The organism is Pseudomonas sp. JDS28PS106, from assembly GCF_036706555.1.
In the GTDB taxonomy this organism is placed as follows: Bacteria; Pseudomonadota; Gammaproteobacteria; order Pseudomonadales; family Pseudomonadaceae; genus Aquipseudomonas.
The window spans coordinates 67070-80103 of the sequence record NZ_JBAJGT010000010.1; the positions used below are offsets into that span (position 1 = coordinate 67070).

14 protein-coding genes are annotated in these 13034 nt (G+C 61.7%); 8 read left to right on the forward strand and 6 right to left on the reverse strand.

Features of this window, described 5'->3' with window-relative positions; all coding sequences use genetic code 11:
• Positions 1-150 precede the first annotated feature (150 nt).
• The 6 genes from hemA to TRP66_RS16960 all read left to right on the forward strand — a co-directional run bounded on the left by hemA (position 151) and on the right by TRP66_RS16960 (position 5549).
• Positions 151-1428: a glutamyl-tRNA reductase gene (gene hemA / locus TRP66_RS16935; protein WP_333404847.1), complete on the forward strand. Its 1278-nt coding sequence runs from the start codon at positions 151-153 to the stop codon at positions 1426-1428.
• Positions 1425-2507 carry a peptide chain release factor 1 gene (gene prfA / locus TRP66_RS16940; RefSeq protein ID WP_333404849.1) on the forward strand — a complete coding sequence of 361 codons (1083 nt, stop codon included), beginning with the start codon at positions 1425-1427 and terminating at the stop codon, positions 2505-2507. Before hemA ends, prfA begins: the two co-directional genes overlap by 4 nt.
• Complete coding sequence (gene prmC, locus TRP66_RS16945; RefSeq protein ID WP_333404851.1) at positions 2508-3341, forward strand: peptide chain release factor N(5)-glutamine methyltransferase; 834 nt, start codon at positions 2508-2510, stop codon at positions 3339-3341.
• Positions 3335-4096 carry a molybdopterin-synthase adenylyltransferase MoeB gene (locus TRP66_RS16950; protein ID WP_333404853.1) on the forward strand — a complete coding sequence of 254 codons (762 nt, stop codon included), beginning with the start codon at positions 3335-3337 and terminating at the stop codon, positions 4094-4096. Before prmC ends, TRP66_RS16950 begins: the two co-directional genes overlap by 7 nt.
• A 17-nt stretch (positions 4097-4113) precedes the next feature.
• Entirely contained in the window at positions 4114-4914 is an 801-nt protein-coding gene (murI, locus tag TRP66_RS16955) for a glutamate racemase (protein WP_333405045.1), read from the forward strand.
• Between the two features lie 116 nt (positions 4915-5030).
• Positions 5031-5549: an acyloxyacyl hydrolase gene (locus tag TRP66_RS16960; RefSeq protein WP_333404855.1), complete on the forward strand. Its 519-nt coding sequence runs from the start codon at positions 5031-5033 to the stop codon at positions 5547-5549.
• 80 nt (positions 5550-5629) lie between these two features.
• Here TRP66_RS16960 and TRP66_RS16965 read toward each other — a convergent pair whose 3' ends face one another.
• The 6 genes from TRP66_RS16965 to TRP66_RS16990 all read right to left on the reverse strand — a co-directional run bounded on the left by TRP66_RS16965 (position 5630) and on the right by TRP66_RS16990 (position 10733).
• A complete protein-coding gene (locus TRP66_RS16965) occupies positions 5630-5926 on the reverse strand; it encodes a YkgJ family cysteine cluster protein (RefSeq protein ID WP_333405047.1) in 297 nt (98 codons plus the stop codon).
• Between the two features lie 139 nt (positions 5927-6065).
• The gene (gene phrB / locus TRP66_RS16970; RefSeq protein WP_333404857.1) at positions 6066-7514 is read right to left on the reverse strand and encodes a deoxyribodipyrimidine photo-lyase; all 1449 of its coding nucleotides are present in this window, start codon (positions 7512-7514) and stop codon (positions 6066-6068) included.
• 9 nt (positions 7515-7523) lie between these two features.
• On the reverse strand, positions 7524-8447 hold the full coding sequence (locus TRP66_RS16975; RefSeq protein ID WP_333404860.1) for a MerR family transcriptional regulator: 924 nt from the start codon (positions 8445-8447) through the stop codon (positions 7524-7526).
• 3 nt (positions 8448-8450) lie between these two features.
• Positions 8451-9407: a YbgA family protein gene (locus tag TRP66_RS16980; RefSeq protein WP_333405049.1), complete on the reverse strand. Its 957-nt coding sequence runs from the start codon at positions 9405-9407 to the stop codon at positions 8451-8453.
• Positions 9408-9534: 127 nt separating this feature from the next.
• The gene (locus TRP66_RS16985; protein WP_333404862.1) at positions 9535-9750 is read right to left on the reverse strand and encodes a TIGR02450 family Trp-rich protein; all 216 of its coding nucleotides are present in this window, start codon (positions 9748-9750) and stop codon (positions 9535-9537) included.
• Positions 9747-10733 (reverse strand): NAD(P)/FAD-dependent oxidoreductase, encoded by a 987-nt coding sequence (locus tag TRP66_RS16990; protein WP_333404864.1) that lies wholly within the window; start codon positions 10731-10733, stop codon positions 9747-9749. The genes TRP66_RS16985 and TRP66_RS16990 overlap by 4 nt, the downstream gene beginning before the upstream one ends.
• Before the next feature lie 295 nt (positions 10734-11028).
• Between TRP66_RS16990 and TRP66_RS16995 the strand changes: the two genes are divergently transcribed.
• A complete protein-coding gene (locus TRP66_RS16995) occupies positions 11029-11931 on the forward strand; it encodes a TIGR01777 family oxidoreductase (protein ID WP_333404866.1) in 903 nt (300 codons plus the stop codon).
• Between the two features lie 27 nt (positions 11932-11958).
• Positions 11959-12981 (forward strand): ferrochelatase, encoded by a 1023-nt coding sequence (hemH, locus tag TRP66_RS17000; protein ID WP_333404868.1) that lies wholly within the window; start codon positions 11959-11961, stop codon positions 12979-12981.
• The last annotated feature ends 53 nt before the right edge of the window (positions 12982-13034 follow it).

Genomic DNA, 13034 nt, shown 5'->3' on the forward strand with positions numbered 1-13034 from the left:
AAATCTGACAGCAAGGCGGCAAAGGCTGGTTCTGGGGCCTTGCGCGGCCGGCCATTGCGCGATTCTATTGGGACAATAAAGCGCGGTGGTTGTTCTGAGCCTATCGAAGTAGGACAATTACCGGCTTCACGTCACCACCTGCGACCCTGAATGGCCTTCCTTGCACTTGGTATTAACCATAAGACTGCCTCGGTAGACGTGCGCGAGCGCGTGGCCTTTACGCCAGAACAGCTGGTTGAGGCGCTGCAGCAGCTCTGCCACCTCACCCACAGCCGCGAAGCCGCGATTCTCTCGACGTGCAACCGTAGCGAGCTTTATCTCGAACACGACCACCCCGCCGCCGAGAACGTGCTCCGCTGGCTGGCCGATTATCATCATCTGAGCCTCGAAGAGCTGCGCGCCAGCGCCTATATCCATGAAGACGACGCGGCAGTTCGTCACATGATGCGTGTGGCCTCCGGTCTCGACTCCCTGGTGCTGGGCGAGCCGCAGATTCTCGGTCAGATGAAATCGGCCTATGCCGTCGCGCGCGAAGCCGGAACGGTCGGCCCGCTGTTGGGGCGTCTGTTTCAGGCCACTTTCAGCGCCGCCAAGCAGGTCAGAACCGATACCGCGATCGGCGAGAACCCGGTGTCGGTCGCGTTCGCCGCGGTCAGCCTGGCGAAACAGATCTTCAGCGACCTGCAACGCAGCCAGGCCTTGCTGATCGGCGCCGGTGAAACCATCACGCTGGTAGCCCGGCATCTGCATGACCTGGGCGTCAAACGTATCGTGGTCGCCAACCGCACGCTGGAACGCGCCAATACCCTGGCCGCGGAGTTCGGCGCGCATGCGGTGCTGCTTTCGGACATTCCGGCAGAGCTGGTCAACAGCGACATCGTGATCAGCTCCACGGCGAGCCAGTTGCCGATCCTGGGCAAGGGCGCGGTGGAAAGCGCGCTGAAATTGCGCAAGCACAAGCCGATTTTCATGGTCGACATCGCCGTCCCGCGCGACATCGAGCCGGAAGTCGGCGAGCTGGACGACGTATACCTCTATAGCGTCGATGACCTGCACGAAGTCGTCGCCGAGAACCTCAAGAGCCGGCAAGGCGCTGCGCTCGCGGCCGAAGAACTGGTCAATGCCGGCGCCGACGAATTCATGTCGCGGTTGCGCGAGCTGGCGGCAGTCGATGTACTTCGCGCCTATCGTCAACAAAGCGAGCGGCTGCGAGACGAAGAGCTGCAGAAAGCCCAGCGCGCGCTCGCCAACGGCGGCAATGCCGAGGACGTTCTGGTCCAGTTGGCGCGTGGCCTGACCAACAAGCTGTTGCACGCGCCCAGCGTCCAGCTCAAGAAGCTGTCTGCCGAGGGCCGCGTCGATGCGCTGGCCATGGCCCAGGAACTATTCGCCCTCGGTGAGGGCTCGACGGATAAAAGCCCGCAATGAAAGCTTCGCTGCTCAATAAGCTGGATGTACTCAGCGACCGTTTCGAGGAACTGACCGCGCTGCTCGGCGACGCGGAAGTGATCAGTGACCAGACAAAATTCCGTGCCTACTCGCGTGAATACGCCGAGGTCGAGCCGGTGATCCAGCTCTATCAGCAGCGCGTCAAAGTGCTTGCCGACCTGGAAGGCGCTCAGGCGCTGCTCAAGGACAGCGATCCGGACATGCGCGAGATGGCGGTCGAGGAAGTGCGCGAGGGCAAACAGCAACTCGCCGACCTGGAAGAGCAGTTGCAGCGCATGCTGTTGCCCAAGGACCCCAACGACGGGCGCAACGTATTCCTGGAAATTCGCGCAGGCACCGGCGGCGACGAGGCGGCGATTTTCTCCGGCGACCTGTTTCGCATGTATTCGCGCTATGCCGAAAGGCGCGGCTGGCGGGTCGAGATCCTGTCCGAAAGCGAAGGCGAGCATGGCGGCTATAAAGAAGTCATCGCCCGCGTCGAAGGCGAGAACGTCTATGGCAAGCTGAAGTTCGAGTCCGGGGCGCATCGCGTGCAGCGGGTGCCGGAAACCGAATCCCAGGGGCGCATTCACACCTCGGCGTGCACCGTGGCGGTCTTGCCGGAACCGGACGAGCAGCAGGCCATCGAGATCAACCCCGCCGACCTGCGCGTCGATACCTACCGGGCGTCGGGCGCAGGCGGTCAGCACGTCAACAAGACCGACTCGGCGATTCGCATCACGCACTTGCCCACCGGCATCGTCGTGGAGTGTCAGGAAGAACGTTCGCAGCACAAGAACCGGGCGCGGGCGATGTCCTGGCTGTCCGCCAAACTGAATGACCAGCAGACCAGCGCGGCGGCCAACGCCATCGCGTCGGAGCGCAAGCTGCTGGTGGGTTCGGGCGACCGCTCCGAGCGGATACGTACCTACAACTTTCCACAGGGTCGCGTGACCGATCATCGTGTCAACCTGACTCTGTACTCTCTGGATGAAGTCATGGCCGGTGGCGTCGATGCGGTGATAGAACCGCTGCTTGCCGAATACCAGGCGGATCAACTCGCGGCACTGGGTGACTGAATGACGATTATCGCCAGCCTGTTAAGAAGCGCTGAACTGCCTGACTCACCGACCGCGCGGCTCGATGCCGAGCTGTTGCTGGCCGCCGCGCTGCGCAAGCCGCGCAGTTTTCTGCACACCTGGCCGGAGCGCATTGTCGACACGGAGGCCGCGCTCAAGTTTGCCGAGTATCTGGACAGGCGCCGCGCGGGTGAGCCGGTTGCGTATATCCTGGGCCAGCAGGGTTTCTGGAAGCTGGATCTGGAGGTGGCGCCCCATACGCTGATCCCGCGACCGGAAACCGAGATGCTGGTGGAAGCCGCGCTCGAGCTGGCGCCGACGTTCGCGCCGGTGGAGGTGCTCGATCTGGGTACGGGAACCGGCGCGATTGCCCTGGCGCTCGCCAACGAGCGTCAGCAATGGAAAGTCACCGCTGTTGACCGCGTAGACGAAGCAGTCGCCCTGGCCGAACGCAACCGCCTGCGGCTGCATCTGAACAACGCTGAAGTGCTGAGCAGTCACTGGTTCGACGCGCTGTCAGGCCGGCGCTTCGACCTGATTGTCAGCAATCCCCCCTATATCGCCGACGCCGACCCGCATCTCAGTGCCGGCGACGTACGCTTCGAACCAAGCAGTGCGCTGACATCCGGCAGCGACGGCCTGGACGATCTGCGTACGATCATCGCCCAGGCGCCTACGCATCTGAAAGAGGGCGGCTGGCTGTTGCTCGAACACGGTTACGACCAGGGCGCCGCGGTACGCGATCTGTTGACCGGGCACGGCTTCGAGCGCATTCAGACCCGGCGGGATCTCGGCGAACACGAACGCATTACATTCGGCTGCCTGCCATGCTGACCGATCAGGAATTGCTGCGTTACAGCCGGCAGATCCTGTTGCAGCACTTTGATGTCGAGGGGCAACTGCGGCTGCGCAAGAGTCGCGCGCTGATCGTCGGGCTCGGCGGTCTTGGCTCCCCGGTCGCGTTGTATCTGGCCGCGGCGGGCGTCGGCGAGCTGCATCTTGCCGATTTCGACAGTGTCGATCTGACCAATCTGCAACGCCAGATCCTTCATGACACGTCGAGCGTCGGACTGACCAAGGTCGACTCGGCCATGACGCGTCTTGCGGCAATCAACCCGAGCGTCAAACCGGTCGCTCACCGCCATGCCATGGACGCCGACTCGCTGGACGCCGCGGTCCGCGCCGTGGACGTGGTGCTGGATTGTTCGGATAACTTCCTGACCCGCGAGCAAGTCAATGCCGTCTGCGTGGCCGCCGGGGTGCCTCTGGTAAGCGGCGCGGCCATTCGCCTGGATGGACAACTGTCGGTGTTCGACCCGCGTCGTGCCGACAGCCCGTGCTATCACTGCCTGTACGGGCACGGCAGCGAAACCGAACTGACCTGCAGCGAAGCGGGCGTACTGGGGCCGCTGGTAGGTCTGGTGGGCAGCATGCAGGCTCTTGAAGCGCTCAAACTGCTGGCGGGTTTTGGCGAACCGCTGGTGGGCCGCTTGCTGTTGATCGATGCATTGACCAGTCGCTTTCGGGAACTGAAAGTCAAACGCGACCCAGCCTGCGCGGTGTGCGGCGCGGCGCAGAGGCAGGGCTGATCGTGTCCGGCGTGCAGATGAGTTTCGGCGTGGACGCGCCCATAGGCGTGTTCGATTCCGGCGTAGGCGGCCTGACGGTACTGCGCGAGATCAATGAGCTGTTGCCCAACGAGTCACTGCTGTTTCTAGGCGACTGCGGGCATATTCCCTACGGGGAGAAAACACCGGAATTCATTGCCAGGCGCTGCCTGACGATTGCCGATTTCTTTCGGGAGCAGGGCGCCAAGGCGCTAGTGGTTGCCTGCAATACTGCCACCGCGGCGGGTGTGGCGCAGATTCGCGACCGGTATCCGGACTGGCCGGTGGTCGGCATGGAGCCTGCTGTGAAGCCGGCAGCCTGCGCGACACGCAGCGGCGTGGTGGGCGTGCTGGCAACGACGGGTACGCTGCAGAGCGCGCGGTTCGCGGCGTTGCTCGACCGCTTCGCGGCGGATGTGCGGGTCGTCACGCAACCTTGCCCGGGTCTTGTCGAGCTGATCGAGACCGGCGATCTGCTCAGTCCGGCCATTCGTCAATTGCTGTGGAGTTATGTAGAGCCGTTGCTTGACGAGGGCTGCGACACCATCATCCTTGGCTGCACTCACTATCCGTTTCTCAAACCGCTGTTGAAACAGATGATCCCTGACTCGATCAGTCTGATCGACACAGGCGCCGCAGTAGCACGGCAGTTGCAACGACTGCTGGGTGATCGGCAGGCGCTGGCATCGGGCCCCGCCCGTGAAACCCTGTTCTGGACCAGTGACGATCCAGTGAAGTTCGGAAAAATCCTACCTTGTCTTTGGAAAAAGACTGACAGTGTGCGAAGCTTCAGTTTGTAAAAAAAACGTGAAAAAAGACATTTGTAGCTGAACTTAACGGCTTGTACAGATTTCTATACCGCGTCTGGTGGTTTCCAACACTTCTAACAACTGCTCTATAGAACAGGACGTTTCTCATGAAGAGACTCTTTTGCATGGCTGTGCTCTCGGCATTGTTCGCCGGGCAAAGCACCTTGGCGCAAGCCGATGGCGTCGAATTTTCGGTAGGTCACACCGGTGAATCCACCATGGCTTATCGCCTGGGTGTGCAGTTCGACTGGGACAAGAGCTGGCTGCAAAGCGACATCGGTCGTCTGACCGGCTACTGGGACGCTGCCTACACCTTCTGGGATGGCAAGGACTACTCCGATAACCACAGCCTGTCGTTCTCGCCTGTATTCGTTTACGAGTTCGGCAATGGCAACGTGAAGCCTTACATCGAAGCAGGGGTCGGTGTGTCGGTGTTCTCCAACACTTACGTTGAAAGCCGCGAATTCGGTTCGGCCTTCAACTTCGAAGACCGCATCGGTCTGGGTCTGCGCTTCGCCGGCGGTCATGAAGTCGGCATTCGTGCCACTCACTACTCCAACGCCGGCATCAAGCAACCGAACGACGGCGTCGAGTCCTACGCCTTGCACTACAAAATGCCGTTCTGATTTGCGAGTTATCGCCAGCAAGCTGGCTCCTACGCGGATTCCCGTAGGAGCCAGCTTGCTGGCGATAAAAATATGTCCCGTCACAAATAAGCCGTCGCAATACCCTTTCTTTCGTTCAGGCACTCTTCAGCCCCTGCTTCGAACTCCCGGCAGATCAACGGCCGGTTCTCATAGATGGTGCAGAGCATGGTGTCGCGGTCCAGCGCGGCGCACCAGCCATCGTCCAGCCGCAACATGACTTCCCCACCCCATTCATCGACGTCGATATACCGCGAGGGCACGCCCGTGTCGGTGATGAGCATCACCTCCAGCTGACAGCAGCAGGCGGCACATGTCGAGCAGGTCACCGGCTCGCCTGGCAATTGGGTATGTTCGATGAGTGCGGCTTTCAGTGGGTACTCCCGCGCAGCAGTGGCGCTCGATCAGTCGTCGCATAGTCAATGTGATCGGCATGGTACGCAGTTGGCCGATGGCGCGTACAAGGCGATTGGCTCGCCCCGATAAGCGGAAGGCCTGTCAATCATGCTCCGCAGATAACGCGGACTGTCGGCGGGGCAGGGCTTTGAACGCGGCCAGCGCCCGTGCGCGGCTGGACCCCAGATTAACGATAGGCGCGGGGTAATCGGCGGCAGCGAACAGACCACCGGCAGCGGCGGGATTATGCACCTGCTTTTTGTCCAGGCCGGCTAGTTCAGGCAACCAGTGCTTGATGAACACCCCTTGCGGGTCGAATTTCTCGGACTGGGCAATCGGGTTGAAGATCCGGAAATAAGGCGCCGAATCCGTACCCGTGGATGAGCTCCATTGCCATCCACCATTGTTGGCCGCCAGATCGCCGTCGATGAGGTGACGCATGAAGAACCGCTCACCTTCCTGCCAGTTGATCAGCAGGTTCTTGGTGAGAAACATGGCCACGACCATGCGCAGGCGATTGTGCATCCAGCCGGTTTCCAGCATCTGACGCATGGCCGCGTCGATGATGGGCAGACCGGTGCGGGCCTGTTGCCACGCCGCCAGATCATCCGGAGCGTCGCGCCATTGCAACGCTTCGGTCTCGGGGCGAAACGCACGGTTGCGCGAAACACGCGGGAAGCCTACCAGCGTGTGCTTGTAGAATTCGCGCCAGAGCAATTCGTTGATCCAGGTGACGGCACCGATGTCGCCCGTCTCGAACTCGCCATGATTGCTCATCAGCGCGGCATGCAGGCATTGACGAGGCGATATCGCGCCTGCCGCCAGATAAGCTGACAACTGACTGGTCCCCGGCTTGGCGGGAAAGTCCCGCTCGCTCAAGTAATAGCTGATCTGCCCGTCGGCGAAAGTCTCCAGACGCTTGCGGGCTTCGTGTTCGCCGGCCGGCCAGAGCTTGCGCAAAGCGTCGGAAGGAGGCGTGAAGCCGTCCACCTGACGCGGGATCTCATCGCTGCGGATCGCCAGCGGGCTCTGTGGCTTCGGCGCGGGAAGCGGGCCGGGCATGGGAGTGTGCAGGCGGTTGTAACAGACTTTGCGGAACTGGCTGTAGACCTGAAAGTAGTTGCCGGTCCGGGTCAGAATGCTGCCGGGGGCGAACAACAGTTGGTCAAGGTGACTGTGGAAGTGCACGCCCGCGTCCTGAAGCGCACGCTCGACCGCCCGATCGCGGCTGCTTTCATTCGCGCCATATTCTTCGTTGGCGTGTACGGCCTCGATCTGATGTTCGGCACAGAGCGCCGTGAGCACCTTCGGTGCTTCGTCCCACAGGTCGGCGTGACGAATCAGCAATGGTACATTGAGTTTCTTCAAATCCTTTTCCAGCTCGACCAGCGTGCGCAGCCAGAAATCCACCTTACAGGCCGCATCGTCGTGGCGCTGCCACTGGCCCGGGCTGATCAGGTACACGGCCAGCGCCGGACCGCGCTCCATGGCAGCGGCCAGCGCCGTGTTGTCATGCACGCGCAGGTCGGTGCGCAACCAGAACAATTGCATAAAAGGTCCTTAGATGAGGCCGAGACGGCTCAGCTCGCTCTGGGTATCGAGCGGATCATGGGCGAGTGTGAGGTTGGAAGACGGTCCTGAGCCTGCCTGCAATTCAGCTTCGTGAATCCGCACGGCGGGGCCGCTCAGTACGACGGGGCACGACACGGCGGCGACCAGCCTGGGCAACGGCGTCAGGCTGAGGGAATGGCTGGAGTACAGCACGATGCCTCGCGGTTTCAGGATGTCACCGGCCATCGCCAGCTCCTCCACGGGCAACGGCCAGTCGAATACCTCGACCGGACAATCGGCGCTGCTGACCAGCCAGGCCGTAAGCCACAAGTGAGGTTCGAAAGGCAGATCGGACTGGTTGATCAGCACCAGCGGCGGGCCGTTGAGCTGCCGATTGTTGTGGTAGATCCGCGCGCCCAGCTTGCTGCGCAGCCAGGAGTAGAAGAAGGTGCGCTCCAGTCGTGCGCCGAAGCGGCCTTGCCAGCGCTGTTCAAGCTCGGCCAGCAGGGGCGACATGAGTTGCGCGCAGAGCGTACGCGGCGGATACAGCGACATGGCCTGATTGAAGACATCGTCGACCTTGCGTTCGGCCAACTGACCGATGGCTGTCTGCAGCCTGTTCCGCAGCGCGCTCCAGTCATCGTCCAGACTGTCGGTTTCAGGCTGTTCGCTGTCGATCAGGCTCTTGATGCGACTGACCGACACGCCCCGGTTCAGCCAGGTCAGGATCGTCATGACTCGCTGGACGTGTTCCTGGGAATACAGCCGGTGGCCCTTCGCGGTGCGATGCGGGACGATCAGGCCATAACGCCGCTCCCAGGCACGCAGAGTAACGGCGTTGACGCCGGTCTGGCGCGCCACTTCGCGAATCGGCAACCAGTCGCCGGACGACTGCGCGTCGCTGTCCAGGGTGGGTTGATCAGGCAGGTTCATGGTTCAGATCGCATTGCGCAGGCTCAGGTTTTCCGGGTGCGGCTGCATGTAAACCTGCAATGCCACATACGGATCGGGATGCTGGCGGAAGTGGTGCTTGAGCAGGGTGAGCGGCACGATCAGCGGCACGATGCCCTGATGGTACTGGCCGATCACCTCCTGTATCTCGCGCTTGTCGTCGGCGGTGATGGTCTGCTTCAGATAGCCACTGAGGTGCTGCAATACATTGGTATGCGTCCTGCGGGTCGCGCACTTTTTCAATGCCGCCATTAGCTGGCTGAAATAGCGCGGCGCTACCTCGTTCGGATCGCTTCGTCCCATGCTGCCCAACAAGTTGCCCAGCACCTTGTATTGCACCGGGTTATTGGCCATCAGCTGGTACTTGTAGCGCGAGTGAAATTCGGTCAGCGAGCGCCGGGACACGCCGCCGCGCAGCAGTTCCTGCCAGGCCGCGTAGGCGAACACCCGGGTGATGAAGTTTTCACGCAACACGGCGTCGTTCAGGCGCCCGTCTTCTTCGACCGGCAGGTTTGGATGCTGTTCGCAGAAAGCTCTGGCGTAGATACCGCGTCCGCCGGCGTCGAATGGCGCGCCGTTGTCGCGATAGACCTTGACCCGCTCCAGGCCGCACGAGGGGGATTTCTGCATGAAGATGTAGCCGCAGATATCATCGACCTCAGCCGCCATGCGCGCTCCGTAGCCGGCCAGCGCATCGGTGACATTCAGGTCGCGGTTGACGGTGCCCACTGCCTGCGGAGCGTCAGGGTCGCCCACCAGCCTGATGGGCTCCCGGGGAATACCCATGCCGATGGCAACTTCGGGACACAAGGGTACAAACTCGAAATACTCGTTCAACGCTCGGGTGCACAGGTGCGATTCCTTGTGCCCGCCGTTGTAGCGAACTTCAGCGCCCAGCAGGCAAGCGCTGATTCCCAGTTTAGGTTTCACAGTAGTGGGCAAGGACATCATGAACCTCTCGAACGTCTTGTACAGCAGACACACGCTGTACAACCGGGGTTCATCATAAATTCATGCTTGTACAAGCACAAACGATTTGTACAAGAGTCAGGGAGGCCAGCGGACGGTATTATTTCCAGCCCATTCGCCAGGCGTCGGCGTCACGCAGGGCTTGCCAGGGAAGACGCGTGCTGCGGCGGGTCAGCACGGCCTGCAATTCGATTTCCTGTACGACGCCTTCTTCGTCTTCGAACAGTTCGGTCACCATGAAGTGCTTTTCCCGGTTCACCGGGGCTGCCGCCGTCCATTTCGACAGCAGCAGCTTGCGCGGATTGATCGTGTTCATCGGGAGTGCTCGAGCAGGCGACGCGCGGCTTCCTGGCCGCTGAGCCATGCCCCTTCGACCCGGCCGGAAAGACACCAGTCGCCGCAGGCATAGATGCCCAGCGCCGGGTCGGACAAGGCGCCCCATTCATGGGCCGCGGCAGGGCGGGCGTACAACCAGCGGTGGGCGAGAGTGAAGTCGGGTTCGGGCATGGCGCAGTCGATCAGTTCGGCAAACGCACCGTGCAGGTGATCCACGATCTGCTCTTTGGGCAGATCCAGATGTTGCCGGCTCCAGGCGCTGGTGGCGTGCAGAATCCAGGTGTCGTGGGAATCGCCGCGGCCGGGTTTGCTGCGGTTGCGCGCCAGCCAGTCGAGCGGGCTGTCCTGTACGAAACAGCCTTGCATCGGGGTTTGCAGCGGGGCGCGAAACGCCAGTGCCACGGCCCAGGTCGGGTCCATTTTCACGCTGGCTGCAACGCTCGCCAGCTTGGGCGCCGCCGCCAGCAGTGGCGTTGCCTGAGGCGCGGGTGTGGCGACCACGACATGGCTGAAGGGGCCGTGGGTTTCGCCATCGGTGTCCAGCAGGCTCCAGTGATGTTCGCCGCGGAACACCTCGGTGATACGGCATGCAAAGGAAACCGGCATGTCGCCGAGCATGGTCCGGGTGATGGCGCTCATGCCCGGCTGGCCGACCCAGCGGCTTTGCTCGTCAGGGGAAGGGCTGAGTCGTCCGCCATGGAAGTTGTAGAGCGACGGCGCCCATTCGGCGACGCAGCCCAGGGCCTGCCATTGATTGACGGCCGCCATGAAGCGGCGGTCTCGGGCGGTGAAGTATTGCGCGCCCAGGTCCAGCGAGCCGACCTCGGTGCGTTTACTGGCCATGCGACCGCCGCTGCCATGGCTCTTGTCGAAAAGATGTACATGGAGCCCGGCCGCGCGTAGAGCCTGGGCCGCCGAGAGTCCGGCGATGCCGGTACCGATGATTGCGATAGGTACAGTCATGGGGGGCCTCTTTACCTTGTCTGCACAGACTACGCCGTCGTTAAAACCTGTACAATCCTGTTTTTTGGTATAAGTTGCACAGGTTCTCGATTTCGCTGTTAAGAACGCTACCGCGTTCGCATACGGTCGGTCTGTTGCTCTTCGACGATGGGGCTGACTGGTCGAACGGGTAGTCAGCCGTCAGTTCGTTCAGGTTTGGCCTATGGTTCAGCAAACAGTTTCGTCGTTTGCAAAAGCACAACCTGTGAAAAATAGACTACTCGACAGTCACGAACGCCACGCGAGGTAAGCTGCCATGCACATATTGCTGACCGGCGGTACTGGTCTGATAGGACGAGCGCTCTGTGAGTCATGGTCCGGACAGGGGCACCAATTGACCGTCTGGAGCCGTCGTCCCGGCGAAGTCGCCCGATTGTGCGGCGCTTCTGTGCGGGCCATCGGACAGCTGGATGAGCTGGGCGAGCAGCCGGTCGATGCGATTGTCAATCTGGCGGGCGCGCCCATCGCCGATCGCCCCTGGACCCGCAAGCGCCGCTTGCAGCTCTGGGAAAGCCGCATCGGTCTGACCGAGCAGTTGCTCACATGGCTCAAAGGCCGTACACAACGTCCGCGAGTGCTGATTTCCGGGTCGGCTACCGGCTGGTATGGCGACAGCGGCGAGCGTGAACTGGACGAAGATTCCGCGCCCGCCAGAGAGGATTTCGCCAGCCAGTTGTGCATTGCCTGGGAAGAAACCGCGCAGCGCGCCGAAGCCCTCGGTCTGCGGGTAGTCATCGTGCGCACCGGCCTTGTGTTGTCCGATCGGGGTGGCTTGCTGCAACGCCTGATCACGCCTTTCCGGATGGGGCTGGGAGGCCCGATCGGCAACGGCCGGCAATGGATGCCGTGGGTGCATGTGCAAGATCAAATCGGGGCGATTGATTTCTTGTTGAATCAATCCGACGCCAGCGGTCCATATAATGTCTGCGCGCCAGCACCGGTACGCAACCGTGATTTCGCCAAGGCCCTCGCAGCAGTCCTGCATCGGCCGGCGTTCATGCCAATGCCTGCGCTGGCGCTGAAAATCCTCCTGGGAGAATTATCGATCCTGTTACTGGGCGGTCAGCGGGCAACGCCTGCCCGGTTGCGGGAAGCCGGATTCGAATTCCGTTTCAACGATCTGCAGGCCGCGCTGGATGACCTGCTGGGTCGCCATTAGAAGCTATTGAAATAGGATGTGTGTTGCATGACCGATCATGCGCTGTTGCTGGTCAATCTGGGTTCGCCCGCCTCAACTGAAGTCGCCGATGTGCGTCGCTACCTCAACCAGTTCCTGATGGATCCTTACGTCATCGACCTGCCGTGGCCCGTGCGACGGTTGCTGGTCTCGCTGATTCTGATCAAGCGACCCGAGCAGTCGGCCCACGCCTACGCGTCCATCTGGTGGGATGAAGGCTCGCCGCTTGTGGTACTGAGCAAGCGCCTGCAGGAGGCGATGAAAAAGGAATGGACGCACGGACCGGTCGAGCTGGCCATGCGCTACGGCGAGCCGTCGCTGGAAACCGTGCTGACCCGCCTGGCGAGCCAGGGCATCCGCAAGGTGACGCTGGCGCCGCTGTACCCGCAGTTTGCCGACAGCACCGTCACTACGGTCATCGAGGAGGCCAAGCGTGTGGTGAAAAGCCACTCGCTGGGCATCAAGTTCTCGGTGTTGCAGCCCTTCTACGACCAGCCGGAATACCTCGATGCGCTGGTCGAAAATGTCCGGCCGCACCTGCAACAGTCCTACGATCACCTGTTGCTCAGTTTCCACGGCTTGCCTGAGCGCCATCTGCACAAACTCGATCCGACCGGCAAACATTGCTTCAAGGAAGACTGCTGCATGCAGGCGCCGCCAGAAGTGCTTGCCACCTGCTACCGAGCGCAGTGCCTGCAATCGGCGGCGGCCTTCGCCAGGCTCATGGGCATTCCGGACGGCAAATGGTCGGTGTCCTTCCAGTCCCGTCTGGGACGTGCGAAGTGGATCGAACCCTACACCGAAGCGCGTCTCGACGAACTGGCCGCCCAAGGTGTGAAAAAGCTGCTGGTGATGTGCCCGGCGTTCGTCGCCGACTGTATCGAGACGCTTGAAGAGATCGGCGACCGGGGCGCCGAGCAATTCAAGGAAGCGGGGGGAGAGGAGCTGGTGCTGATTCCATGCCTGAACGATGACCCGAACTGGGCCAGGGCATTGAACCGGCTGTGCGAGCGCGCGCCGGTGATGTTGTAGGAAATCGTGCATGGCCCTGTAGGAGCGGATTCATCCGCGATAAATGGCGCAGA